Origin of the sequence: Amycolatopsis sp. w19, from assembly GCF_051373225.1 — a bacterium.
Taxonomy (GTDB): domain Bacteria; phylum Actinomycetota; class Actinomycetes; order Mycobacteriales; family Pseudonocardiaceae; genus Amycolatopsis; species Amycolatopsis japonica.
Genome location: NZ_JBPQFM010000003.1, coordinates 330,992 through 355,337, shown reverse-complemented (window position 1 = coordinate 355,337; position 24,346 = coordinate 330,992). Strand labels below are relative to the sequence as shown.

Below are 24,346 nucleotides of genomic sequence, written 5' to 3'. Positions count from 1 at the left end.
GCTCAGGCCAGTCGCGCGGGCGCTTTCCTGTCACCGGATTCGTGTTCGCGCCCCGCCGGGAGACAGCTCATCAGCAGTACGACACCGACAGCACCGAGAAGCATGTGTCCGGCGAGGATGCACAGCCCACAGAATCCGATCCACAATGAGATCTTCATTCTCAGAGGGTAGGGCCGTTCTCGGTTCAGGACCCCGAACTTGGGAAAGACTTAAGGTCTCCTTTGGGAAAAGGGTCTGTCCGGCGTACGCGCGTAATGCACCACCAGCGAAACCGTCGCGGCCAGGAAGACCACCTGCATCAGGCTCCGCGGCACCAGTTCGTCCATCGTCGAGGCCACCGGGCCGTGCAGGGCCTTGTACACGTTCGCCGGGAACATCCCCAGCAACAACAGCGTCAGCCCGGCGGACGCCCACGGCGCCGTGCGCGACCACAGCATTCCCGCGGCGCCCGCGAGTTCGAGGACGCCGGTGACGGTGACCAGCAACTCCGGCGCGGGCAGCGCCGGCGGCACCATCGCGACGAGTTCCTCGCGCATACCGATGAAATGCGCGAGGCCGGTGGTGACGAACAGGGCCGCGACATCGCCGCGCACGGCCACCGGCCAGGGTTTGAGCCGCTGGACGCCGAAGACGCCCAGCAGGGACAACGTCGCCGTGACGGCGATCAGCATCAGTACGGGTACGAGACCGGGATCCATGACCATGCCTCCCAAGCGGCAGCGAATCTTTCCACTGACAAGATGCGCTGTTGCAGCCCATCTTGTCAATGACTAGATTCATCGTCATGAGTCCCTACCACCACGGCGACCTCCGCCGGGCCGTGCTCGACGCCGCCGTCGCGGCCATCACCGAACACGGCCCGGCGGGGATCAGCCTCCGCGACCTCGCCCGGCGCGCGGGGGTCTCGCACGCCGGGCCGGTGCACCATTTCGGCGACAAGGCCGGGGTGCTCACCGCGCTGGCCGCCGAGGGGTTCGACCTGCTCGCGGACGCGCTCGCGGCCGAGGGCGACCGGGGCTTCGTCGAGGTCGGAGTGGCGTACGTGCGCTTCGCGATCGAGCATCGCGCGCATTTCGACGTGATGTTCCGCCCCGAGCTCCACCGTGAGGACGACGAGGCGCTGACCACCGCTCGTGACCGCGCGGGGGCCCTGCTGACCAGCGGCGCGTCGTCGGTCAGCGACGACGCGATGGCGGGGGTCGCCGCGTGGTCGTTGATGCACGGGTTCGCGAATCTGTGGCTCACCGGCGCGTTGCGCGCCGAGCTCCAGGAGGATCCGGACACCGCCGCCCGCGCGATCGCCCGGATCCTGTTCCCGTGATCAAACCTGCGCGGTGGGCATCACGGTGACCTGCTGGAGGTTCACCCGTGCCGGGAGCGAGGTCAGGAACGCCACGGTCTCGGCGATGTCCGCCGGCTTCAGCCAGGTCAGCGTCTCGCGCACGCCGTCCAGCCACTCCAGCGCACCGGCGTCGGTGACGTGCCCCTGCAGTTCGGTCTCGACCAGGCCCGGCTCGATCGCCGCGACCCGCACGCCCTTCGGACCGAGGTCGGCGCGAAGGTTCTTCGACAGGTGCGTCACGTAGGCCTTCGAAGCGACGTACACGGCGAAGGATGGGAAGACGGCCTGCGCGCCGATGGATGAGGTGTTCACCAGGTCCGCGACGCCCTTCTCGGCCGCCGAAGCGACCAGTTGCGGGACGAAGGCGCCGATGGCGTTCATCAGACCCGTCATGTTGACGTCGATCATGCGCTGCCAGTCGCCGGTGGCGAGTTCGTCGATCGGCGCGGCCAGCATCACGCCGGCGTTGTTGAACAGCAGGTCCGCGCGGCCCAGCTTCGCTTCGACCTCGGCCGCGGCGGCCCGCATCGCGTCGGCGTCGGCGACGTCGGCCGCGAGCACGAGCGCGGTGCCGCCGCCCCGCTCGATCTCCTTGGCGAGGGTTTCCAGCCGGTCGGCCCGGCGCGCGACGAGCGCGACAGCCGCACCGGAGGCGGCCAGCCGCCGGGCGGCCGCTTCGCCGATCCCGCTGGACGCTCCGGTGACGACGGCGACCCTGTTCGCGTGCGGTGCCGGGGAGTTCGTCATCTCTGTTTCTCCTAAGTGGACTCGGGGTGACAAGTCCAGGAAACCGGGCCGCGCACGGAGATGGCACGGTCTGTTCAGCCTGGGTCCGGCAGTACCAGTCAGACCGCGCACGGAACTGTTACGTGCTCATCGAGTTCCGCGGACACGGACCGGCCAGCGTGATCCGCATGCGAATCCGATCCCTCGCGCTCGCGCTGACCCTGATGACGGCGACCGCCGCCCCCGCGGCGGCCGTCATCGGCGGCTCCGAGTCCACCACGCCCTACGACTTCATGGTCTCGCTTCAGTACGACTCTCCCCGCCCGGACGGTCATCGGTGCGGGGCGGTGCTGATCGCCCCGCAGTGGGCGGTCACCGCCGGCCATTGCGCCAACACCCCGAACGGCGCGACGGCAGGCGTCCCCCGCGGTTGGAAGGTCCGCGTCGGCTCGCTGGACACCACCGCCGGGGGCGAGGTCACCGACATCGACAAGTTCTACCGGCGCCACCTCTCCTACAACCCGCCCGGCGAGGACATCGCGCTGCTGCACCTGCGCGAACCCGTGCGAGCCAAGCCCATCCGGCTCGCCGGGAGCTCCCCTGCCGTCGGAACTCCCGTCCGCATCCTCGGCTGGGGCGCGGCTTCGACCGGCTGCGACGACTTCGCCGACCCGAAGTGCTTCCCGGGCAAGCTGCGTGAAGCGGACACCGAGGTCGTGCCGCTCGACCGTTGCTGGGACGACGACGGGAGCACCCTGCCGCTGTGCGTCGGCCGCACCGATCCGCCGGTCGGGCCGGGCACGACGGATTCCGGAGGGCCCGCCCTGGTCCGTTCGGGCGACGGCTGGGCGCTGGCGGGAACGGTCATCGGACCGGGTATCCGGGGCGCCGACTTCCCCGACATGTACACCGACATCGCGAAGAACTCGGCCTGGATCGACGGCATCGTGACCGGAACCGACGTCCCGCCGGACGACCCCGGCCCGAACGTGGAGGGCACGGCCGCGGTGGGCGACTGCAACGGCGCCGTGGTGCGTGCCCCCGTCTCGCGTCCCGAAGACCCGGCGCTGGTGCTGACCAACGGCCATTGCGTACCGAGCGGGCGGCCCGCACCGGGGAAGGCACTGATCGACCGGCCCGCCGACCTGCCCCGCCCGGTCACCATCGCCGGCCGGGACGGTTATCCGAAGGCCAGTGCCCGCGCCACCCGTCTGGTCTACGCGACGATGACCGGCACCGACGTCGCGCTGTACCGGCTCGACAAGACCTACGCGCAGCTGGCCGGGGAGGGCGCGAAGGTCTTCCGGCTGACCGCCAGCCCGATGCGCGCGGGCGACCGGCTGCTCATGTCCTACGCCAGCGGCCGCCCGACGTGCACGATCGAGGCGGTGGTGCCGCATCTGCGTGAGGCGGGGTACCAGCAGGACGCCGCGGTCCGCTACGCCGCCAACGACACCTGCGTGAGCAGGCCCGGCCTCTCCGGCTCGGCGCTCCTGTCTCTCGACGGGAGCACGGTCATGGGCGTCAACAACACCCACAACCGGGACGGCGAGAGCTGCACCGAGGGCAACCCGTGCGAGGTCGGCCGGGACGGGACCGTGACAGCGGTGAAGGGCCGCGGCTACGGCCAGCAGGTGCACCGGATCGCGGCCTGTCTGACCAAGGGATCCCGGTTCGACCTGCGACGATGTGGCGGGAAGAAATAATTCCCGTCGGCTGTCGAATCGGCGGGACGCCCTTCGTATAGGGAGTGAAAGACCCACTCGGACGAGGAGGACGCCATGACCCAGTACCTGATCAGCCTGTATCAGCCCGACGGCCCCATCCCGCCGCCGGAATTCCTCGAACCGATCGCCCGCAAGATCCAGGCGCTGAACGAGGAGATGCAGGCCGCCGGCGTCTGGGTCTTCGCCGGTGGGCTGCACCCGCCGACCACGGCCACCGTGCTGCGGGCCAAGGAGAACGGCGAGATCGCGATGACGGACGGTCCGTACGTCGAGGGCAAGGAGCATCTCGGCGGTTTCACCATCGTCGAGGCACCGGATCTGGACGCCGCGCTCGGCTGGGGCCGCCGCGTCACCGAGATCACCCACCTCCCGGTCGAAGTCCGGCCGTTCCAGGGCGACGAAGGTCCTACGTGCGTATGACCACCGAAGACGTCGGTCGCGTCTTCGCACAGGAGTACGGCCGCGCGGTCTCCGTGCTGGTCCGCGTCTTCGGCAGCATCGACATCGCCGAAGACGCGGTCCAGGACGCCTTCGCCGAGGCGGTGGACCGGTGGCCGTCGAGCGGTCCACCGCCGAGCCCGGCGGGCTGGATCATCACGACCGCCCGCAACAAGGCCATCGACCGCCTGCGCCGGGAAGCCGCGCGCGACGACAAACACGCCCAGGCCGCGCTGCTCAACGCGGACAGTGAACCAGTGGAGGAGGGCCCCGTGCGTGACGACCGTCTACGGCTGATCTTCACCTGCTGTCACCCCGCGCTGGCCGTCCCCGCGCAGGTCGCGCTGACACTGAAACTGCTGGGTGGCTTGACCACCGCCGAAATCGCGCACGCGTTCTTCGTCCCCGAAACGACGATGGCCCAGCGGCTGGTGCGGGCGAAGGGCAAGATCCGCGACGCGAAGATCCCGTATCGCGTCCCCGGCGACGCCGATCTGCCGGATCGGCTGCGTTCGGTGCTCGCGGTGATCTACCTCGTGTTCAACGAGGGCTATGCGGCCAGCTCGGGTGAGCGGCTGGTGCGCGAGGATCTGTGCGCCGAAGCGATCCAGCTCGGCAGGCTGCTGGCGGGCCTCATGCCCGACGAACCGGAGGCCACCGGGCTGCTGGCGCTCATGCTGCTCACCGAATCGCGCCGCGCCGCCCGCACCGGCGAGGACGGCGACGTCGTGCTGCTGGCGGAGCAGGACCGGTCACGCTGGGACCGGGCGCTCATCGCCGAAGGGCAGACGCTGGTCCGCGCCTGCCTGCGCCGGAACCAGCCGGGGCCGTACCAGATCCAGGCGGCGATCAACGCCGTCCACAGCGACGCCGCCGACACGGCGAGCACGGACTGGTCGCAGGTCGTCGAGCTGTACGACCTGCTGCTCGCGATGAACCCGACGCCGGTCGTCGCGCTCAACCGGGCCGTCGCGGTCGCCGAACTGCGCGGCCCGTCGCTCGCGCTCGGCCTGATCGATGCCCTCGACCTCGCGGGATACCACCTGTACCACGCCATCCGCGCCGATCTGCTGCACCGCGCGGGCCGCCCGGCGGAAGCCGCCCAGGAGTACGAAGAGGCGATCCGGCAGGTGGGTAACAGCGCCGAAAAACGGCTGCTGCAAAGAAAACTGGCCGTGCTCAGTCGGTGATCAGCCGCGCCGGGCCGGGCCCCTTGGCGGCGAGGAAGTCGCCGGGGTTCACCAGCACGCACTGGTCGAAGGACAGGCAGCCGCAGCCGATGCATTCGGTGAACCGGTCCCGCATGCACTCCAGCTGCTCGATGCGCTTGTTCAGTTCGGCGCTCCAGCAGGCGGATGCCCGCCGCCAGAACGCGTGATCCGGCGCGGCGCCTTCGGGCAGGAAGTCGAGTACGCCGCCGATCACCTCGAGCGGGATGCCGAGATGGTGCGACGCGCGGATGAACGCGACGAGGCGAAGCGTGCTCCGGGGGTAGCGCCGCTGGTTTCCGCTGGTCCGCCTGCTGCTGATGAGGCCCTGACGTTCGTAGAACCGCAGGGCGGAGGTGGCGACACCGCTGCGCCGCGACAGCTCCCCGATGGTGAGTTCGGCCGGGAGTTCGGACATGTCCCCGATCCTAGCTTGACTTGAACCCTTGTTTAAGTTTCATGCTGGAGGCATGACAGTACAGGGGACCTCTGAAATGACCATCCACAAAGGACATTGGCCGACACCCGATGACGCGACCGTCGCAGTGGCGCGGGAATGGCCGGACGCCGACGCGGCACGGGCGGCGTTCAAGCGCCACGACGGGCTCGTTTCCTTCACCGCGTACGAAGGCATCGACCACGACGGCGCCTTCACTTACGAGCAGTGGACCAGCGAAGACGCCATCCAGGATCTCGACGGGGCGCCCGTGTTCCAGCTCTACCGCGGACAGCGCCGCGAGGGGACGCCCGGCTGCCTCGTGATCGTCTCGGTCGAATTCGAGGGGCCCGACGAGAGGCGGCAGCGCGACTGGATCGACCTCGTCTTCGAGGCGATGGCGTCGGAATCCGCGCTGCCGGAGGGCGGGATCTCGGGGTTCTTCCACGTGAGCACCGACGGGACCAAGGTGCTGAACTACGCCGAATGGGCGAGCGCCGAAGCCCACCTCGCCGCGCTCGCGGCCCCCGGCGCCGACGGCATCGGGACGACGGACGTGTGGAAGAAGGTGCAGACCTACCCGGGGATGTCGGGCGGGTCGGTCAAGCGGTACCGCCCGGTCTTCTCGGCGGTGGCGGCATGAAGCCGATCCTGGTCGCCGGCGCGACGGGCAACGTCGGTTCGCAGGTGGTCGCCCAGCTGCGGGAGCGGGACGTCCCGGTCCGGCCGCTGAGCCGGAATCCGCCGCCGGACGGCGTCCGCGGCGACCTGGCGAAACCGGAAACGATCGCACCGGCGCTCGACGGCGTCGACACCGTGTTCCTGATGCTCTCCGGCGCCGCCGAGGCCCTGGTGCCCACGGTGTCGTTGCTCGGGGAACGGGTGAACCGCGTGGTGTTCCTTTCTTCGGGCGCCGTCGACGATTCGCTGACGGAGCAGGACAACGCCATCGGAGCCTGGCATCGCACCGTCGAGGAGGCGATCGAAGCCGCGGGCGTGGAGTGGACCTTCCTGCGGCCGCACGCCTTCGCGACCAACACCCTCGGCTGGGCGCCGTCGATCCGCGCGGACGGCGTCGTCCGCGGCGCGTACGGCGAGGCGTCGATGCCGCTGGTCCACGAGAAGGACATCGCCGCGGTGGCCGTCGAAGCGCTGACCGGCGACGGGCACGCCGGAGCGAAGTACACGCTCACCGGCACGCGACCGCTCACGCAGGCCGAACAGGTCCGCGTCATCGGCGAAGCCGCGGGCCGCCCGGCGCGCTGGGAGGAGCTCCCGCTCGACGAAGCCCGCGCCGCCCTGCTCACCAGGATGCCGGACTTCGTCGTCGACACGATGCTGACCGGATTCCGGGAGCTGGTGACGAAACCGGGCGAGGTCACCTCGACCGTCCAGGACGTCACCGGCAGGCCGGGGCTGGACTTCGAGGTCTGGGCGGCCGATCACGCCGCGTCGTTCCGCTAAACTCGGTTTCGTGTCGACACCGGTTCATGCCGCGGTAATCCACTAACCGCCGTTCCTGAAATCACCCCACGGAGCCCGCGGGGTCTCTTCGCCGCGGGCGAAAACAGGAACGGAAACCCATGAACCCCCTGTCCACAAAGGACGGTGGTCGGCGCTGGCTGACCACCGTCGGCACGAAAATGCCCAGAACCGTCGTCGCCGTCGACGATCGCGTCACCGCCGACGAGGCGTTCCGGCTCGCCGCGTCCGGTACCGGTCTCGCCTGGTACGGCGACTTCCCCGGCGCGCGGAACCTGCTCGCCGCGTTGTCCCGGCGGTGCGGCACGGCGGCCGGGAAACCCTTTCAGGAGCAGCGGAACCAGCGGTCACGCCGGGCACGGATCCTCGGCAGGCTGCTGGTCCCGCTGGACCCTGGCCACGTCCTGCCGTTGCGCCGCGGACCGGACGTCCGCGAGGCCTGCACCGAGGTCTACGGGCCGTCCGAAACCGCGTCGCTGGTGTCCTTGCGCGAGCTGCTCGGTGTCGTCGGCGCGCACGAATGGCGGGTGAAGGGCGTCGAGATCCCGGCACTCGGCGCGAGGATCCATCCGCACCATGGGGTCTTCTCCCCCGTCCGCGGCGAGTACGTCGATCTGGTGGCGAGAACTCCCTTGCCCGCCAAAGAACTCGCTTTCGACATCGGCACCGGGACCGGTGTGCTCGCCGCGGTCCTCGCGCATCGGGGCGTCGAACGCGTGGTGGCGACGGACAACGAACCCCGCGCGCTCGCCTGTGCGCGGGAGAACTTCGAACGCCTCGGTTTCACCGGTATGGAAACCCTTGAAGCGGACGTGTTCCCGCCGGGCCGCGCACCGCTGATCGTCTGCAATCCGCCCTGGCTGCCCGCCCGCGCGCACACCCCGCTCGAACGCGCCGTCTACGACCCGGGAAGCCGGATGCTGAAGGCGTTCCTCGACCGGCTGCCGCGGCATCTCGAACCCGGCGGGGAGGCGTGGCTGATCCTCTCCGACCTCGCCGAACTGCTGGGCCTGCGCCGTCGCGAAGAACTCCTCGACGCGTTCGAGCGGTCCGGCCTCGAAGTCCTGGGCAGGGAGGACATCCGGCCGAGGCATCGACGGGCCGACGCGAAGGAGGTGACCTCGTTGTGGCGGCTCACAACCCGAGCAGCGCCCGTGCCTGACTGATGAACACGCGGGCGGCGGGGCTGACCGGCCCCTCCGTCCGCCAGGCCAGCGCCAGTTTCGCGCGCAATCCGGCAGGCCGCGTGATCTTCATGGCGTGCAGTTTCGTGTAGTGCGTCGCCAGCGACATCGGCACCACGGCGACCCCGAGCCCGCGCCCGACCAGTTCGGCGACGACGTTCGGATCGCCCGCTTCCAGCGTCACCCGCGGCTTCGCGCCGTCGGCGAGGAACGCCGCGTCGACGATCGCGCGCATGCCGGTGCCCTTCGGCAGGCTCACCAGCGACCGGCTTTCCAGTTCCGACAACGTGATCGTGGCCTGCCCGGTGAGCGGATCGTCCGGACCGGAGATGGCGACCATCGGCTCGTCGAGGACGACCTCCAGGCCGATCCCCGGCGGCGGTTCGCCGGAGACGCCGATCAGCGCGACGTCGAACCGGCCGTCGGCGACGCCCGCGAGCAGGATGTCGGAGGTCGCCTCGGCGAGCGTGATGTCGACGGCCGGATGACGCTCGTGGAAACGCGCGAGCAGATCCGGCAGGTTGACAGGGCCGCGCGAGGACACCATGCCCATCGCGACCTGGCCGCGGACCAGGCCGGTGAGATCGTCGACCGCCTGCCGCACCCCGGCGACGGCGGCGAGCGCGGCCCTGGCGTGCGGGAGCGCGGCGGCGCCGACCTCGGTCAGCCGCACCGCCCTGGCCGACCGGTCGAGCAGCGGCTGCCCGAGTTCGCGTTCGAGGCGGCGGATCTGGGCACTGACGCCGGGCTGCGCGACATGCAGCCGCTCGGCGGCGCGGGTGAAGTTCGCCTCCTCGGCGACCGCGACGAAGTATTCGAGCTGACGCAGTTCCATAAGCGATGATTATAGTTGCCAGACAAACAAGATCTTGGACTTCTGACCGAATCGGGATCAAGCTGGTCTCATGACCACGATGCTCCGCTCCGGCGACCCGGATTACGACAACGAACTCGCCGGTTTCCAGACCGCGGTACCCCGCCGACCCGACGTCATCGTGCCCGCCGCTTCGGCCGCCGACGTCGTCGAGGCCGTCCGTCACGCCGCCGAGCACGATCTCCCGATCGCCGTCCACTCGACCGGGCACGGCGTGGGCGTCCCCTTCGAGGGCGGCGTTCTCGTCACCACCCACCGCATGACCGGGATCCGGATCGAAGACGGCGTCGCACGGGTCGACGCGGGCGTGCGCTGGGGTGCGGTCATCGCGGCGGCCGCGAAGCACGGGCTCGCGCCGCTGAGCGGTTCCTTCCCCGGCGTCGGCGTCGTCGGCTACACCCTCGGCGGCGGGTTCAGCCTGCTCGGCCGCAAGTACGGGCTGGCCGCCGACCAGGTGACCGCGATCGAGGTCGTGACCGCCGACGGCGAACTCCGCCGCGCCACCCCGGACACCGAAAGCGACCTGTTCTGGGCGCTGCGCGGCGGCCGCGACAACTTCGGGATCGTCACCGCGCTGGAATTCCGGCTCGTCCCGGTCACCCGGTTGTACGGCGGGAGCCTGCAGTTCGGCACCGAATCGCTGTCCGCCGTGCTCCACGCCTGGCGAGACTGGGCGGCGGACCTGCCGCGCGAGATGACGTCGTCGCTGGGCATGGTCCCGATGCCCGACCTGCCGATGGTGCCCGAGCCGCTGCGCGGGCAGCACGTCGCGCAGATCCGGATCGCCTACCTCGGCGACGCCGCCGAGGGCGAACGCCTGGTCGCCCCGCTGCGCACAGCCGCCCCCCTGCTGGGTGACACGCTCGCCGAGATCCCCTTCACCGAATCGGGGAAGATCGCGAACGAGCCGCCGTTCCCGCACGGCTACCGCGCCGACAACGCCACCGTGTCCGAACTGGACGACACGATGCTCGACGCGATCCTCGAACACGCCGGCCCCGGCGCCCCGGTGCCGACCGTCGTCCTGCTGGACCTGCTCGGCGGCGCGCTGTCCGACCTGCCCGAGCACCCCGGCGTCGGCTGGGACCGCGAGGCCCGCTTCACCGTCCGCGCACTGTCCGTAGTGGACGACGCGGGCATGGCCGAGATCAAGGCCGCCCACGGGAAGTTGTTCGACGCGCTGAAGCCCAAATCGACCGGCAAGCTCCTGACCTTCGTCTACGGCGACAGCGGCGCGGGCGACGAAGCGGCCAAGGTGTACTCCCCGGCCGATCTGCGGCGGCTCGCCGAGGTCAAGGCGGCCGTCGATCCGGCGAACCGTTTCCGGCTGACCCATAACGTCGAACCCGCGCGTGACGCTGGGTGATCTCCGAAATCCGCTGGTAGGAGGCCCCGAGCCGGGGCGAGGGCACAGTGGGCGGCACCCGTATACTTCCGGGCCGATACCGCCATTAGGGGGCACTGTGCGCACTTTGGACCATGACGAGTTCCTCGCCATGCGTCGGTTCCCCGCGCTCGACGGGCTGCGCGCGATCGCGGCCACCATCGTGATCCTCTTCCACTTCGCGGGTCCGAAGTGGAGCTGGCTGTCCGGCTGGGTCGGTGTCTACATCTTCTTCGTGCTGTCCGGTTTCCTGATCACGACGCTGCTGCTGCGTGAGCAGGACCGGACCGGCCGGATCTCGCTTTCGGCGTTCTACCTGCGGCGGGTGTTCCGGATCCTGCCGCCGTACCTGGTGATCCTCGGCGGGATCATCGTGTTCGTGTGGCTGCGCGGGGAGTTCTTCACCCGCGAGTTCCCGCACGCGCTGAAGTACTACCTGACCTTCTTCAACGAGTTCTTCCCCGCCAGCAGCCCGAACGGCCCGGACAACTTCTTCAGCGGCTCGTGGACGCTGGGCATCGAAGAGAAGTTCTACCTGTTCTGGCCGTTCCTGCTGGTGGTCGCGGGAGCCGTCGGGCTGGCCGCGGCCTGGCGCAAACTCGCGCTGGCGTTCGCCGCGTTCGCGCTGATGGCCGGGCTGGTGGGGGTGACCAGCGGCTGGGTGCTCAACGGGCCGCAGGTGCCGATCTACCGGTCGACCGTGCACTACGCGATCCTGCTGATCGGCTGCGTGCTGGCGATCGCGATGCACTACCGCCGGTCCTACGCGGTGATCAAACCGCTGACCCATCCGCTCGCGGCGATCCCGGTGTTCGGCGCTTTCGCCCTGCTGCACGTCAACATGGAAAGCCTGTGGTGGGAGACCGGCAGCAACCTCGGCCTGCTGATCGCCTACGGCCTGCTCTCGGCGATGTTGCTGGTGGTGCTGGTCTCGCCGGGGCCGCTTCGCTGGCTGCTGGCGACGAAGGTGATGCGGTTCGTCGGTGAGCGCTCGTACTCGCTCTACCTGCTGCAGGGCCCGGTGCACTTCGCCGTGGTCGCGGCGATCCCGCCGCTGGGCGAGCACCGGATGATCAGCGCGCTGACCGTGTTCGCGGTCGGGCTCGGGATCGCGGACCTGATCCACCGCTGGGTGGAGCAGCCGATGATCCTCACCGGCAAGAAGCTGATCGCGCGCCGCCAGGAGCGCAAGGCGCTGCGCGCGGCCGAGGCCGAACTCAAGCGGCCGAACGCCGTCGAAGCCCCCAGCGGCGCGCGCTGACCCCTCGCGTTTCGTCCTCTGGATGCGGTGGTTGCACGCGCAAGTACCGCGTCGGTGCAGTTGGTCGTGAGTGGCGTTTCGGGCTCTAACCCCGAAACGCCACTCACGACCAGTATCCGCCCGGGGTGAAGGCTCCTTTTGCCGCATCAGACGCGGTGAAGGGAGCCTTCGGCCCACGCACGACCGGCCGCCCCCGCGGCGCGCGCCGAATCAGCGCGAGATGGTGACGATCGGGATCACCCGGTCGGTCTTCTGCTCGTAGTCGGCGAAGCCCGGCATCAGGCTGACCATCTTCGCGTACAGACGGTCGCGCTCGGCGCGGTCCTCGAGGACGACGGTCGCGGTCGCCTCGAACTTCTCCGTGCCCACCTCGACGGTGACCTTCGGGTTCGCGACGATGTTGTGGTACCAGGCGGGGTTCTTGTCCGCCCCGGCGTACGACGCGGCGACGATGTACTTGCCGTCCTCCTGCCCGTACGCGAGCGGCGACGTGCGCGGTTCGCCGCTCTTCGCCCCGACGGTGGTGAGCAGCAGCAGCGAGCCGCCCTCGAACGGTCCGCCCACCTTCCCCTCGTTCTCGCGGAACTCCTTGATGATGTTCTTGTTCCAGTCGAGTGCTTCGGACATTCTTCTTCCTCCAGTGTCGATCTCTCCGCCGAGGCTACTCAGCCTTCACGGGCCTTGCGGCGCTGCTCCTCGGCGCGTTCCCGGCACTTACGGAGGAACTCTTCGTCGTCGGCCGCGCTCGTCGCGGCGAAACGGCCCGGACGGTCGTACTCCGGGAACGCCGGCGTCTCCCTTTCGTACCGTCCGCGCGGCGCGCGGGCGGCGTTCTGCGGACGCCCGGCGACCAGCCAGACGATCGAGCCGATCAGCGGGACGATCAGCACCAGCAGCAACCACATCCCCTTGGGCATGTTGCGGCACGATCCCTCGTCCGTGGTGATCACGTCGACGATGCAGAAGATCCACAGACCGAGCGTGAGAACGCCGAAGAAACCATTGAAATACAGCATCGAAAGACTCCCCAGTTCCAGATGACCGGGTAAGTCTTAGCACAGCAGGGCGTCGAGAATTCCCGCGGCCACTTGCCGCGCCGACGCCTCCCCGGGGCAGTGTTTCGGCCCTGCTCCGAACGGATGCTCCGACAGGTCCACCTCGACCACCTCTCCGCCGACCCACCGCCGGGTGATCCGGACCGGCGGATCCTCGCGCAGGACGCGGTCGAGCAGGCTTTCGACGTCCTCACCGGACCGATGGGCGGCCAGCGCCTTGCCGAGCAGCTTCGCCGTCGCGTCGCAGGCCTGCACCAGGAGCCCGATCCGCGCGGCCGTCCGCTCGTCGGCGGCACCGCCGCAGGCCTCGACCAGCCGCCGCATGGCTTCCTCGGCGTCGTCCCCGATTTCCGTATGCGGGTGATAGGCGCCGGAAACCGTCGCGATGTCGCGGGAAACGTCGGGCAGGCCGAGTTCCGCGGCGAGTACGGCGACCGGAACCCGCTCCACCTCGTCCCGCATCACCTTGGCGAGCGCGAAAGCCTTGTCCCGCAAAGACCCCATCGGCGCCAGTTCGGTGAGCACGAGCGCCCGCCGCCGCGCGTGGTCCCCCGGGCGGCTGAACCGGGCGACGTTCGCGCGCAACCACCGGACGCCGCCCGGTTCGACGTCCTGGGGCACCGGCGGAACGGGGGCATCGATCAGGGGATTCTCCATACCGTGACGCTAAGTGCGGAACGCTTCGGTCACGGCCGAAACATGAGCGCGCCAGAACAGACGAGCCCGCCTGCCTCGTGCGCGTAACGCGACAACCGATGTTGCCGACTCGACATCCGACACGAACGGCAGGCCGAAGATCGGTAACGGCGAAAAGGAGGCTGGCTTGGCCAGACGACGGTCCAGCTCCGATTCAGCAGGTTGCGTGGGTGCCCTCATTGTCATCGGGGCCCTGGTGAGCTTGTTTTCTCTCGTCGGCCGGGCTATAGCGGCGCACCCAGTGCTGTCGACCTTCGTCATCGTGACGGTGGTAGGTCTGACGGTCTACCTGGTAGTGCTGCGCCACCGCGCGCGAAAACGTGACGCCCAGGAGAGATGGGAGCTCGAGGTCGTCAGGTCGCAGGAAATCGCCCGCTATCACGCCATGGGCGCCACCGAGTTCGAGCAGGCGCTGGCTTTTCTCTGCGCACGGGACGGTTGCAGCAATGCGAGCGCCACCGGCCGTGCCGGAGACCTCGGCGCAGATGTGGTCGCCTACACGCCGGATGGCCGCAAGATCGTGCTTCAGGCCAAGCGGTACATCCCGACCAGCAAAGTCACCGGCCCAGATCTCCAGCGTTTCGGTGGTACGTGTTTCACCGTGCACCAGGCAGGAGTCGCGGCGGTCGTCACCACCTCGACGTTCACCAAACAGGCTCGGGAGTACGCAGGCCAGATGGGTATTCGCCTGTTCGACTCCCATGCCCTTGCCGCCTGGGCGAGCCGTACAGGTCCCGCACCGTGGCATTGAAGTACTCGGGCGATGACCGGATCGCGTCATAGTGATCGCTGATCTGTGCGGCTCCCTTCGTTACCGTATGGACCTCTGGATCTCCTCCCTGCGCACGTGACCGGTTGTTATGGTGACCGGGTGACGGCCGTGTCGGAGGCAACCGAAGTCGACGGCGCGGGGCGAACGGCGCAACCGCGCCAGCTGATCGTGACCGTGTACGGCCTCTACTCGCGCGGCGAGGGCGGCTGGCTCTCCGTCCGCTCCCTGATCGACCTGCTGGCCGGAGTGGACGTCGAAGAACCGGCCGTCCGGTCGTCGATCTCCCGGCTGAAGCGGCGCGGGATCCTCTCCGCGGTACGCCGCGACGGGGCCGCCGGGTACGAGCTTTCCGAGACCGCGCTGGCGATCCTGCGCGAAGGCGACGAGCGGATCTTCCGCCGCGAACGCGCCACCCCCGGCGACGGCTGGCTGCTCGCGGTGTTCTCCGTCCCGGAGGCCGAACGGCACAAAAGGCACGTTCTGCGCACGCAACTGGCCCGGCTCGGCTTCGGGACCGCGTCGTCCGGCGTCTGGATCGCGCCCGCGCATCTGCGTGACGCGACGTCCGACATGCTCCGGCGGCTCGAACTCGAGGGCTACGCCGATCTCTTCCACGCCGAGCACCTCGCGTTCGGCGACGTGCGGGAGAAGATCCGCGACTGGTGGGACCTCGACCAGCTCGAAGCGCTGTACACCGCCTTCGTCGACGAGCACGCGGCCGCGCTCCGGCGGTGGCAGCGGCGCAAGACCACGGACGAGGCCGAAGCGTTCGCCGACTACGTCCGGGTGCTGACCGACTGGCGGCGGCTGCCCTACCTCGACCCGGGCCTGCCCGCCGAACTGCTGCCGCCGGGCTGGGCGGGTATCCGGGCGGCGGACCTGTTCTTCACGCTGCACTCGCGGCTGGGCGAGGCCGCGGCCGCGCACGTCTCGCGCACCCTTCCTTAGACGACCGCGAAGCCCTGCACCTCGACCAGCGCTTCCGCGTCCCAAAGCCGGCTGACGCCGATCCCCGCCATCGCGGGGTACTCGCTCCCGGCCAGCCGTTTCCACACCGCGCCGATCTCGCGCGCGTGGGCCCGGTAGTCGTCCATGTCGACGATGTAGATCGTCACGCTGCACAGGTCCGACGGCTCCCCGCCCGCCGCGCGCAACGCGGTCAGCAGGTTGGACAGCGCGCGTTCGAACTGCCCGACCACGCCGTCGCCGACGATGCGGTTCTCCTCGTCCAACGCCGTCTGACCGGCGAGGAAGACGAACCGGCCACTCGCCGCGACGGCGTGCGAGAAGCCGGAGGGACGGCCGAGCTCGGGCGGGTTGATGCGCTCCATACGGGTCAGCATATCCCGTATCGTTGACGGTCGTACATACCACGACATACCCTGAGCGACGTGCGTATCGCGGTGTTAGGCGGCGGCCCGGCGGGGCTCTACTTCGCCACGCTGGCGAAACAGCTCCATCCCGATCACGAGATCACCGTCTGGGAACGCAACGCGCCCGACGACACCTTCGGGTTCGGGGTGGTGTTCTCCGACGAGACCCTCGGCGGCATCGAGCACGCCGATCCGGTGATCCACGCGGCCATGCGCCGCGAGTTCGCGCGCTGGGACGACATCGACGTCCACTTCCGCGGCACCGTGCACACCTCCGGCGGGCACGGGTTCGCCGCGATGAGCCGTAAACGACTTCTCGGCATCCTCCAGGAACGCTGCGCGGAGCTCGGCGTCGACGTCCGGTTCCGCACCGAGGCGCCGAGCGCGGCCGAGGCGAGCGCCGAATACGACCTCGTCGTCGCGGCGGACGGCGTCAACTCGCCGACCCGCAACGCCCTCGCCGAGAGCTTCCGGCCGAGCCTGCAGACCCGGCGCTGCAAGTACATCTGGCTCGGCACGGACCTCGTCTTCGATGCCTTCAAGTTCTACGTCCTGGAAACCCCGCACGGGATCATGCAGATCCACGGCTATCCGTACGGCGACACCGCGAGCACGTTCATCCTCGAACTGCACGAGGACGTCTGGCAGCGCGCGTTCGGCGAGATCGCCGCGACCTCACTGGCGCCGGGCGAGAGCGACGAGAAGTCGATCGAGGTCATCCGCGAGCTGTGCGCGGACGTCCTCGGCGACCACCAGGTGTTCGCCAACAACTCGAAGTGGACCGCCTTCGCCACCGTGCGCTGCGCGAGCTGGCGGCACGGGAACGTCGTCCTGCTCGGCGACGCCGCGCACACCGCGCATTTCTCCATCGGTTCCGGCACGAAACTCGCCATGGAGGACGCCCTCGCGCTCGCCGCATGCCTGCACGAACAGTCCGATATGGACAGTGCGCTCGAAGCCTATGAAGCAGAACGAAGGCCGGTCGTCACCTCGACCCAGCGTGCCGCGCAGGCGAGCCTCGAATGGTTCGAGAACCTGGGCCAGTACACCCATCAGGATCCGGCGCAGTTCGCGTTCAACATCCTCACCCGCAGCCGCCGTGTCACCTACGACAACCTCCGGCTGCGCGATCCGGAGTTCGCCGCGGAGCTGGACACCTGGTTCGCGTCCACTTTGGATTCCGAGGTGCGGCCGCCGATGTTCCAGCCGTTCCGCATCGGGAATCTGGACCTGCCGAACCGCGTCGTCGTCTCGCCGATGGACATGTACTCCTCCGAAGAAGGCGTCCCGACCGACTTCCACCTGGTACATCTGGGAAGCAAGGCGCTCGGCGGCGCCGGCCTGGTGATGACGGAAATGGTCTGCGTCTCCGAGACCGGCCGGATCACCCCGGGTTGCGGCGGCCTGTACACCGAGGAGCAAGAGCAGGCGTGGAAGCGGGTCACCGATTTCGTCCACGGGCACTCGCCCGCGCGGATCGGTGTCCAGCTCGGCCATTCCGGGCGCAAGGGCTCCACGAAACTGATGTGGGACGGCATCGACCAGCCGCTCCCCGAAGGCAACTGGGAGATCTGCGCCCCGTCCGCGATCCCGTACAGCGAAGCGAACCAGACCCCGCGCGAACTCACGAAGGCCGAGCTGGACGGGATCCGCGACGAGTTCGCCCACTCCGCGGCCGCAGCCGCGCGCGCCGGATTCGACCTCCTCGAACTGCACTGCGCGCACGGCTATCTGCTGTCGTCCTTCCTGTCGCCGCTGACCAACCGGCGCACCGACGACTACGGCGGCTCACTGGAGAACAGGCTGCGCTTCCCGCTCGAAGTCTTCGACGCCGTCCGTGCGGCGTGGCCTGCCGAGCGGCCGATGACGGTCCGCATCTCCGCGACCGACTGGTACGACGGCGGGATCGACGTCGACGACGCCGTGGAGATCGCCCGCGCGTTCGCCGAGCACGGCGCCGACGGCATCGACGTCTCGACCGGTCAGGTCGTCAGCGAGGAGAAACCCGAGTACGGCCGCAGCTACCAGACGCCGTACGCCGACCGGATCCGCAACGAGATCGGCCGCGAGTACGGAGTCGCGGTGATCGCCGTCGGCGCGATCTCCTCCTACGACGACGTCAACTCGCTGATCCTCGCGGGCCGCGCGGATCTGTGCGCCCTCGGCAGAACCCACCTTTACGATCCACAGTGGACACTGCATGCCGCCGCCGAGCAGGGCTACCCGATGCCGTGGCCGAAACAGTTCGCGGCGGGCAGCCGGAAACCGCAGGGCGGCCGCACCGACGGGCCGAAACCACGGCTGGAACTGCTGCGCTCGGGGGAACCCGGCACCGCGCACGCCCGCTGGCGACCTGGGAGCGACCGATGACCGCCTTCGCCTTGAGCCCCGAGCAGCAGTCTTTCGCCGAAGAAGTCCGTCGGGTGGGCGCCGAAAAGCTCCGCCCCCTGGCCGAATCCGGCACCGAAGGCGCGGTCAACCGGCCGCTGCTCAAGGAAATGGGCGCGCTCGGCCTGCTCGCCCGGCTGTTCCCCGGGGTCGACGGCGGCAGCCCGAGCCGGGAGGCAGCCGCGACGGATCTCTGCATCCTGCGGGAATCCCTGGCCAGCCAGAGCACCGAGGCCGAGACGGCGTTGGCGCTACAGGGTTTGGGCACGTATCCAGTGCTGCAATCCGGGCAGGACTCGCAGGTCGCGAAATGGGTCCCCGCTGTGGCAGCGGGCGACGCCGTCGCCGCTTTCGCGCTCACCGAACCGAACGCGGGGTCGGACGCGGCCGCGCTGGAACTCGCCGCCGAGCCCGACGGCGACGGCTGGCGGCTCACCGGCGAGAAGATGTGGATCTCCAACGCCCCCGAGGCCGATTTCTACAGCGTTTTCGCCCGCACCACACCGGAAGCGGGATCGCGTGGGGTCTCCGCGTTCGTCGTCCCGGCCGATCGGGCCGGGCTGTCGGGCGAGCACCTCGACCTCGTCAGCCCGCATCCCATCGGCACCCTGGTCTTCGACGGCGTCCGCGTCGAACGCGACGAACTGCTCGGCGAACAGGACCGCGGCTTCGGCGTGGCGATGCGGACGCTGGACCTGTTCCGGCCGAGTGTCGGCGCGTTCGCCGTCGGGATGGCGCAGGCCGCGCTCGACGCCGCCGTCGCCCACGCCCAGACCCGGGTGGCGTTCGGCGGGCCGCTGCTGAAACAGCAGACCGTGGCGCACACCCTCGCCGAGATGGCGACCCGCACCGAAGCGTCGCGCCTGCTCGTCTACGCCGCGGCCGCCGCGTACGACGCGGGCGAACGGAACCTCGCCGGCCGGGCCGCGATGGCGAAACTGTTCGCCACCGAGACCGCGCAGTACGTCGTCGATGCGGCCGTGCAGATCCACGGCGCCCGGGCGCTGCGGCGAGGGCATCTGCTCGAACACCTCTACCGCGAGGTCCGGGCGCCGCGGATCTACGAAGGCGCGTCCGAAGTGCAGCGCACGATCATCGCGCGATCGCTGGCTTCTTCCTAGCCGGACGCCGGTCGAGGTGCCACTGCGTGGCGAGGAGGACCAGCGTCGGGCTCAACCAGGCGGTGATCGCCGAGACCGACTGCAGGTAGGCCAGCCCGCTGCCGCCGAACGTGGTCGGGATCAGCGGCTCCAGTGAGATCATCGCGATCGGTCCGACCACCCGGCTGACGATGATCGACATGGTCAGCGCGAAACTGCGGACCATCCAGCGGCGGTGGTCGGCGAACCGGCGCTGCCGTGCCGCGCGCCAGCCGGCGAACGTGCACGCCAGCCACAACACCCCGGCCACGACGTTGGCCACCCGCGTCGTCGGGCCGAACGGGCTCATCGCGCCGACGGTCAGCGCCATCAATCCGGCCGGGAGCACCCCGGCGAAGACGTACACCCGGCCGAGCTTCCGGTGCACCGCCGGATACTTCGCCCGGAACCACGGCCAGATCTGGAGCAGCGCGGAGATCATCGCGATCGAGCCGAACAGCACGTGCGCCGAGAGGAACCAGTAGTGCGACGTGAACCCCGGCGGCTGCGGCACCCGCGACTGCGACGGATCCAGCGACAGATACGGCGGCATCGAAAAGGCCAGGAACACCACGACGATGACGGCCATCGGCCCCACCCAGGGCCTTCGCCACCACGGTTTCCGTGGCGCCGTCTCCGGCTGGTCACGTCGTTCTAGCCTGACGGTCATCACTGTCCCCCACGTTTTCCAGTACCGGCGACAACTTCCGCTGCCGAACCTAGAACGCCGGGCCATCGGTAAGAATGGAGCGGACCGCCGGTTCGATGGTGGAGCAGGCCCTACCGCCGGCTGCCGCGCACCCGGTGGACGACGTCGCGATAGGCCAGCCCGCTCTGCTTGATCGTCCGCGCCTGCGTCTCCCGGTCGACCCGGACCAGGCCGAGCCGTTTCGCGTAGCCGTACGCCCATTCGAAACTGTCCAAAAAGGACCAGGCGAAATAGCCGCGGACGTCCGCGCCCGCCCGCCGCGCGGCGGCGGTGGCGGCGATATGCGCGGACAGGTACGCGGCGCGGTCGTCGTCGCGGACGAACCCCGTCTCGTCGGGGGCGTCGGCGAACGCGGCGCCGTTTTCGGTGACGTAGAGCGGCAAGCCCGGGTAATCCCGGCCGATCCGGACGAGCAGTTCGGTGAGCTTGTGCGGCAGGATCTCCCAGCCCAGCACCGTCGACGGCACCCCGAACGGGACCTTGCGGAACGCGGGCAACCCGAAGTGCTCCACCGCGTTCCCGTTCTCCTCCACTCCGGAGTACCGCGTCCCGAAGTAGTAGTCGACGCCGAGGAAATCGAGCGGTGCCGCGATGATCGACGGATCCCACGGCTCGGACGGCAGGCGGATGCCCTGGCACGCGAGGGTCTCGAGGACGTCCTCCGGGTACCGGCCGTGCACGAGCGCGTCGAGGTAGAACCGCGTGCCGAGCCCGTCCTCGAAGCGGGCGGCTTCGCGATCGGCCTCGCTGGGCGTTTCCGGGTCGGCGGTGCTCAGGTTGAGCGTGATGCCGAACTTCGTGCCGGGTTTCGCGAGTTCCCGCATCCGCCGCACCGCGAGGCCGTGGCCGAGCAGCAGGTGATGCGCCGCCGCCATCCCCGCCTTCGCGTCCCGGCGGCCGGGCGCCATCACGCCGTGGACGTACCCGTGCATGGCCGTGCACCACGGCTCGCTCAGCGTGGTCCAGTGGCGGACACGATCGCCGAGCCGCTCGAACACGAGCATCGCGTAATCGGCGAACCGGACGGCGGTGTCGCGCGCGGGCCAGCCGCCCGCGTCTTCGAGGTGCTGGGGCAGATCCCAGTGGTACAGCGTCAACCAGGGATCGATGCCGTTGTTGAGCAGCTCGTCGACCAGCCGGTCGTAGAAGGCGATCCCGGCGGGGTTGACTCCGCCGCGTCCGCGTGGCTGAACGCGGGGCCAGGAGACGGAGAACCGGTAGGTGTCGACGCCGAGTTCCTTGAGCAGGGCGATGTCGGCGGGCATCCGGTGGTAGTGGTCGCAGGCGATCTCGCCGGTGTCACCGTTGTCGACCGACCATGGCGACTGGGCCCAGGTGTCCCAAATGGACGGTGTTCGTCCGTCTTCGGAGACCGCGCCTTCGATCTGGTACGCCGAGCTGCCGACCCCCCACCGGAAGTCCGGCGGCAAGGAGCCGATGAGCTCGTCCTCCCCCGTCATGACCCTCTTCCCGCCTTATTTCACCAGTTGATACATGGCGGAGGCTAAGGTCGTGGGGCATCCTGGAAAGGTCCGCCGCCATAAGATGGGTATCCGCATGCCTGCCAAGCGCACCACCGTCCGTGACCTGCGGCGGCACAACCGTTCCCTCCTCCTGTCGAAACTCTACTTCGACGGCCCGCTCAGCCGCCACGAATTGAGCGGTCTGACCGGGTTGAGCGCCGCGACCGTCAGCAACGTGACCGCCGAACTCGGCGAAGAACGCCTCATCATCGAGGCCGGCCTGGTCGAATCCGACGGCGGCAGGCCGCGCGTCCTGCTCCGCGTCGACCCGGCGTACGGCCATGTCGCGGGCGTCGACATCGGCGAGACCGGGGTGAAGGTCGAACTGTTCGACCTCACCATGAACCGGCTCGCCACCGTCGAGCATCCCCTCGCCTCCCTGCGCCCGGACGCGGCCGCGGCGGTCACCCAGGTGGCGTCCGGACTCCGGGAAGTGATCGCGGAATCGGGTATCGACGAAGCGACCGTGCTCGGTGTCGGCGTCGGCGTGCCCGGCACCGTCCAGCAGGGCGAGGCGCTCCGCGTGCACGCGCCCACCATCGGCTGGAAAGAGGTTCCGCTCACCGAACTCCTGCGCGCGGAGGGCGTCGAGCTGCCGCTGTTCGTCGACAACGGCGCGAAAACCCAGGGCCAGGGCGAAATGTGGTTCGGCGCCGGCCGTGGCGCCCGGCACGCGGTGATCGCGCTGATCGGCTCCGGCGTCGGCGCGGCCGTGGTCACCGACGGCACCACGTACCGGGGTTCCACCAGCAGCGCGGGCGAATGGGGTCACACGACGATCGTCTACGGCGGGCAGGAATGCCGCTGCGGAGCGCGCGGTTGCCTGGAGTCCTACGTCGGCGCGGAGGGCGTCCTCGCCCGCTATCGCAAGGCGCGCGGCGGAAAGACGGCGTCGGACGAGGACGAGCAGACACAGTTCGCGGCCCTGCTGGAATCGGCGGGCAAGGCCAAGGCCGCGGCCAAGGTGCTGGAGGAGACCGCGGGTTACCTCGGCGCCGGGATCGGCAATCTGATCAATCTGTTCAACCCGGAGCGGATCGTGCTGGGCGGCTGGGCGGGGCTCGCGCTCGGCGAGCACTACCTGCCCGAGATCCGGCGGGTGGCCGGCGAGCACGCGCTGGCGCACGTGTTCGGCCAGACCGAGATCGAGCTCGGGCAGCTCGGGCCGGACGCCGTCGCCATAGGAGCCGCCACCCTCCCGGTCGCCGCCCTTCTGGAGCAGGGCGCGGACCCGCGGACGGCCGGGTCGAAGCGGGGTACCGCCGCCTGACCTTAATTCGAGGTCGAAAAATACGTCTTGTCGCAGTGGTAGAGGCCATGCATACTTTGTTGTCAGGCACAACAAAGTGGTTTCCCGCCTGCGAAGAGAGGCGACAACGATGTCCATCTCCTCCCGCTTCCGCTGGGCGGCGTTCCTCGCCGCCGGCGTTCTCCTCGGCTCACTCCCCGCCACCACGCAGACCCCGGCCGCCGAGGCCGCGGTCATGGCCGCGACCTTCACCGACGACTTCAACGGGCCCGCCGGCGCGGGTATCGACACCTCGAAATGGCATTTCGAGACCGGCGACAACGTGAACAACCACGAGCGGCAGTGGTACACGTCCGGGACGAACAACGCGGCGCTCGACGGCCAGGGCAATCTGGTCATCACCGCGAAGAAGGAGAACCCGGGTAACTACAATTGCTGGTACGGGCGCTGCGAGTACACTTCGGCGCGGCTGTCCACGCAGGGCCAGTTCACCCAGACCTACGGCCGGTTCGAAGCGCGGATGAAACTACCGCGCGGGCAAGGGATGTGGCCCGCGTTCTGGATGCTCGGCGCCGACATCGGCAACGTCGGCTGGCCCAACAGCGGCGAGATCGACATCATGGAGAACGTCGGCTTCGAGCCGAACACGGTGCACGGAACCCTGCACGGCCCCGGTTACTCCGGCGCGGGCGGCATCGGCGCGGCCTACAACGGCCCGAACTTCTCCGACGACTTCCACACCTACGCCGTCGACTGGGCGCCGAACCAGATCAAGTGGTACGTGGACGGAAACCTCTACCAGACCCGCACGCCCGCCGATCTCAACGGCAACCGCTGGGTGTTCGACCACCCCTTCTACCTGATCCTGAACCTCGCCGTCGGCGGCTACTGGCCGGGTGACCCGAACTCCAGCACCGTCTTCCCGCAGCGGCTCGTGGTCGACTACGTGCACGTCAACTCCAGCGACACCGCCGGGCGCACCGGGCGGATCACCGGTATCGGCGGCAAATGCGTCGACGTCGCCGGGGCGAACACCGCCAACGGCACCCCGATCCAGCTCACCGACTGCAACGGGAACGCCGCGCAGAACTGGACCGTCGGCGGCGACGGCACGATCCGCGCGCTCGGCAAGTGCATGGACGTCTCCGGCGGCGGGACCGCGGACGGCACGGCCGTGCAACTGTGGGACTGCAACGGAACCGGCGCGCAGAAATGGGCGATCAGCGGCGCACGCGACATCGTGAACCCGCAGGCGAACAAATGCCTGGACGCCACCGGGAACAGCTCCGCGAACGGGACCAGACTCCAGATCTGGACCTGCGGGGGCGGCGCGAACCAGAAGTGGACTACTCCCTAGTACCCCACGCGTTTCGTCCTCTG

At 69.4% G+C, this 24,346-nt stretch carries 26 protein-coding genes; 15 read left to right on the top strand and 11 right to left on the bottom strand.

Annotation, left to right across the window (positions count from 1 at the left end; genetic code table 11):
• Nucleotides 1-2: 2 nt before the first annotated feature.
• Complete coding sequence (locus tag ACSMFO_RS09320) at nucleotides 3-158, bottom strand: hypothetical protein (protein ID WP_158073286.1); 156 nt, start codon at nucleotides 156-158, stop codon at nucleotides 3-5.
• Nucleotides 159-209: 51 nt separating this feature from the next.
• Nucleotides 210-704, bottom strand: coding sequence for a DoxX family protein (locus ACSMFO_RS09315; protein ID WP_436458029.1), 495 nt, complete (start codon nucleotides 702-704; stop codon nucleotides 210-212).
• An 80-nt stretch (nucleotides 705-784) separates the two neighbouring features.
• Here ACSMFO_RS09315 and ACSMFO_RS09310 point away from each other — a divergent pair, with 80 nt between their 5' ends.
• A complete protein-coding gene (locus ACSMFO_RS09310; RefSeq protein WP_436458028.1) occupies nucleotides 785-1,321 on the top strand; it encodes a TetR/AcrR family transcriptional regulator in 537 nt (178 codons plus the stop codon).
• Here the strand turns inward: ACSMFO_RS09310 and ACSMFO_RS09305 are convergent, their stop codons facing one another.
• Nucleotides 1,322-2,089, bottom strand: a complete 768-nt coding sequence (locus tag ACSMFO_RS09305; RefSeq protein ID WP_436458026.1) for an SDR family oxidoreductase — start codon at nucleotides 2,087-2,089, stop codon at nucleotides 1,322-1,324.
• Nucleotides 2,090-2,256: 167 nt separating this feature from the next.
• On the opposite strand from ACSMFO_RS09305, the gene ACSMFO_RS09300 reads away from it, so the two are divergent.
• The 3 genes from ACSMFO_RS09300 (at nucleotide 2,257) to ACSMFO_RS09290 (ending at nucleotide 5,423) form a co-directional block, all read left to right on the top strand.
• Nucleotides 2,257-3,774, top strand: a complete 1,518-nt coding sequence (locus ACSMFO_RS09300; protein ID WP_436458024.1) for a trypsin-like serine protease — start codon at nucleotides 2,257-2,259, stop codon at nucleotides 3,772-3,774.
• Between the two features lie 75 nt (nucleotides 3,775-3,849).
• Nucleotides 3,850-4,215 (top strand): YciI family protein, encoded by a 366-nt coding sequence (locus ACSMFO_RS09295; protein WP_395861348.1) that lies wholly within the window; start codon nucleotides 3,850-3,852, stop codon nucleotides 4,213-4,215.
• Entirely contained in the window at nucleotides 4,212-5,423 is a 1,212-nt protein-coding gene (locus ACSMFO_RS09290; RefSeq protein WP_436458022.1) for an RNA polymerase sigma factor, read from the top strand. Before ACSMFO_RS09295 ends, ACSMFO_RS09290 begins: the two co-directional genes overlap by 4 nt.
• On the opposite strand, the gene soxR is transcribed toward ACSMFO_RS09290, so the two are convergent.
• Nucleotides 5,413-5,859 carry a redox-sensitive transcriptional activator SoxR gene (gene soxR / locus ACSMFO_RS09285; protein ID WP_038508065.1) on the bottom strand — a complete coding sequence of 149 codons (447 nt, stop codon included), beginning with the start codon at nucleotides 5,857-5,859 and terminating at the stop codon, nucleotides 5,413-5,415. The genes ACSMFO_RS09290 and soxR overlap by 11 nt on opposite strands.
• Nucleotides 5,860-5,935: 76 nt before the next feature.
• Here soxR and ACSMFO_RS09280 point away from each other — a divergent pair, with 76 nt between their 5' ends.
• The 3 genes from ACSMFO_RS09280 to ACSMFO_RS09270 all read left to right on the top strand — a co-directional run bounded on the left by ACSMFO_RS09280 (nucleotide 5,936) and on the right by ACSMFO_RS09270 (nucleotide 8,525).
• Nucleotides 5,936-6,520 (top strand): hypothetical protein, encoded by a 585-nt coding sequence (locus ACSMFO_RS09280; protein WP_436458020.1) that lies wholly within the window; start codon nucleotides 5,936-5,938, stop codon nucleotides 6,518-6,520.
• Nucleotides 6,517-7,341, top strand: coding sequence for an NAD(P)H-binding protein (locus ACSMFO_RS09275; protein WP_436458018.1), 825 nt, complete (start codon nucleotides 6,517-6,519; stop codon nucleotides 7,339-7,341). The genes ACSMFO_RS09280 and ACSMFO_RS09275 overlap by 4 nt, the downstream gene beginning before the upstream one ends.
• A 119-nt stretch (nucleotides 7,342-7,460) precedes the next feature.
• The gene (locus ACSMFO_RS09270; protein WP_436458016.1) at nucleotides 7,461-8,525 is read left to right on the top strand and encodes a methyltransferase; all 1,065 of its coding nucleotides are present in this window, start codon (nucleotides 7,461-7,463) and stop codon (nucleotides 8,523-8,525) included.
• Here ACSMFO_RS09270 and ACSMFO_RS09265 read toward each other — a convergent pair.
• On the bottom strand, nucleotides 8,494-9,378 hold the full coding sequence (locus ACSMFO_RS09265; protein ID WP_436458014.1) for a LysR family transcriptional regulator: 885 nt from the start codon (nucleotides 9,376-9,378) through the stop codon (nucleotides 8,494-8,496). The two genes, ACSMFO_RS09270 and ACSMFO_RS09265, sit on opposite strands and share 32 nt — an antisense overlap.
• 70 nt (nucleotides 9,379-9,448) lie before the next feature.
• Here ACSMFO_RS09265 and ACSMFO_RS09260 point away from each other — a divergent pair, with 70 nt between their 5' ends.
• Both ACSMFO_RS09260 and ACSMFO_RS09255 read left to right on the top strand, forming a co-directional pair.
• Nucleotides 9,449-10,783, top strand: coding sequence for an FAD-binding oxidoreductase (locus ACSMFO_RS09260; RefSeq protein ID WP_436458013.1), 1,335 nt, complete (start codon nucleotides 9,449-9,451; stop codon nucleotides 10,781-10,783).
• Between the two features lie 97 nt (nucleotides 10,784-10,880).
• Entirely contained in the window at nucleotides 10,881-12,062 is a 1,182-nt protein-coding gene (locus tag ACSMFO_RS09255) for an acyltransferase family protein (RefSeq protein WP_073845179.1), read from the top strand.
• A gap of 210 nt (nucleotides 12,063-12,272) precedes the next feature.
• Here the strand turns inward: ACSMFO_RS09255 and ACSMFO_RS09250 are convergent, their stop codons facing one another.
• Genes ACSMFO_RS09250 through ACSMFO_RS09240 form a run of 3 tightly spaced genes read right to left on the bottom strand, consistent with a single transcriptional unit; the run spans nucleotide 12,273 to nucleotide 13,774 of the window.
• Nucleotides 12,273-12,689, bottom strand: a complete 417-nt coding sequence (locus ACSMFO_RS09250) for a nitroreductase family deazaflavin-dependent oxidoreductase (protein ID WP_436458011.1) — start codon at nucleotides 12,687-12,689, stop codon at nucleotides 12,273-12,275.
• 38 nt (nucleotides 12,690-12,727) lie between these two features.
• Nucleotides 12,728-13,078: a PLDc N-terminal domain-containing protein gene (locus tag ACSMFO_RS09245; RefSeq protein WP_436458009.1), complete on the bottom strand. Its 351-nt coding sequence runs from the start codon at nucleotides 13,076-13,078 to the stop codon at nucleotides 12,728-12,730.
• 36 nt (nucleotides 13,079-13,114) lie between these two features.
• Nucleotides 13,115-13,774 carry an oxidoreductase gene (locus ACSMFO_RS09240; RefSeq protein ID WP_436458007.1) on the bottom strand — a complete coding sequence of 220 codons (660 nt, stop codon included), beginning with the start codon at nucleotides 13,772-13,774 and terminating at the stop codon, nucleotides 13,115-13,117.
• Nucleotides 13,775-13,979: 205 nt separating this feature from the next.
• Between ACSMFO_RS09240 and ACSMFO_RS09235 the strand changes: the two genes are divergently transcribed.
• A complete protein-coding gene (locus tag ACSMFO_RS09235; RefSeq protein WP_436458006.1) occupies nucleotides 13,980-14,564 on the top strand; it encodes a restriction endonuclease in 585 nt (194 codons plus the stop codon).
• Nucleotides 14,565-14,684: 120 nt separating this feature from the next.
• Complete coding sequence (locus tag ACSMFO_RS09230) at nucleotides 14,685-15,533, top strand: PaaX family transcriptional regulator (RefSeq protein WP_038508048.1); 849 nt, start codon at nucleotides 14,685-14,687, stop codon at nucleotides 15,531-15,533.
• Here the strand turns inward: ACSMFO_RS09230 and ACSMFO_RS09225 are convergent.
• Nucleotides 15,530-15,928: a RidA family protein gene (locus ACSMFO_RS09225; protein ID WP_436458005.1), complete on the bottom strand. Its 399-nt coding sequence runs from the start codon at nucleotides 15,926-15,928 to the stop codon at nucleotides 15,530-15,532. The two genes, ACSMFO_RS09230 and ACSMFO_RS09225, sit on opposite strands and share 4 nt — an antisense overlap.
• Before the next feature lie 48 nt (nucleotides 15,929-15,976).
• On the opposite strand from ACSMFO_RS09225, the gene ACSMFO_RS09220 reads away from it, so the two are divergent.
• On the top strand, nucleotides 15,977-18,328 hold the full coding sequence (locus tag ACSMFO_RS09220; protein WP_436458003.1) for a bifunctional salicylyl-CoA 5-hydroxylase/oxidoreductase: 2,352 nt from the start codon (nucleotides 15,977-15,979) through the stop codon (nucleotides 18,326-18,328).
• Nucleotides 18,325-19,467 carry an acyl-CoA dehydrogenase family protein gene (locus ACSMFO_RS09215; protein WP_436458001.1) on the top strand — a complete coding sequence of 381 codons (1,143 nt, stop codon included), beginning with the start codon at nucleotides 18,325-18,327 and terminating at the stop codon, nucleotides 19,465-19,467. Before ACSMFO_RS09220 ends, ACSMFO_RS09215 begins: the two co-directional genes overlap by 4 nt.
• Here ACSMFO_RS09215 and ACSMFO_RS09210 read toward each other — a convergent pair.
• Together ACSMFO_RS09210 and ACSMFO_RS09205 are read right to left on the bottom strand one after the other, a co-directional pair.
• A complete protein-coding gene (locus ACSMFO_RS09210; RefSeq protein ID WP_378410810.1) occupies nucleotides 19,439-20,074 on the bottom strand; it encodes a DUF2306 domain-containing protein in 636 nt (211 codons plus the stop codon). The genes ACSMFO_RS09215 and ACSMFO_RS09210 overlap by 29 nt on opposite strands.
• 191 nt (nucleotides 20,075-20,265) lie before the next feature.
• Nucleotides 20,266-21,654: a GH1 family beta-glucosidase gene (locus tag ACSMFO_RS09205; protein WP_436457999.1), complete on the bottom strand. Its 1,389-nt coding sequence runs from the start codon at nucleotides 21,652-21,654 to the stop codon at nucleotides 20,266-20,268.
• A gap of 85 nt (nucleotides 21,655-21,739) precedes the next feature.
• On the opposite strand from ACSMFO_RS09205, the gene ACSMFO_RS09200 reads away from it, so the two are divergent.
• Together ACSMFO_RS09200 and ACSMFO_RS09195 are read left to right on the top strand one after the other, a co-directional pair.
• On the top strand, nucleotides 21,740-22,987 hold the full coding sequence (locus ACSMFO_RS09200) for an ROK family protein (RefSeq protein ID WP_436457997.1): 1,248 nt from the start codon (nucleotides 21,740-21,742) through the stop codon (nucleotides 22,985-22,987).
• A gap of 109 nt (nucleotides 22,988-23,096) precedes the next feature.
• On the top strand, nucleotides 23,097-24,323 hold the full coding sequence (locus ACSMFO_RS09195) for an RICIN domain-containing protein (RefSeq protein WP_436457995.1): 1,227 nt from the start codon (nucleotides 23,097-23,099) through the stop codon (nucleotides 24,321-24,323).
• Nucleotides 24,324-24,346: the final 23 nt, after the last annotated feature.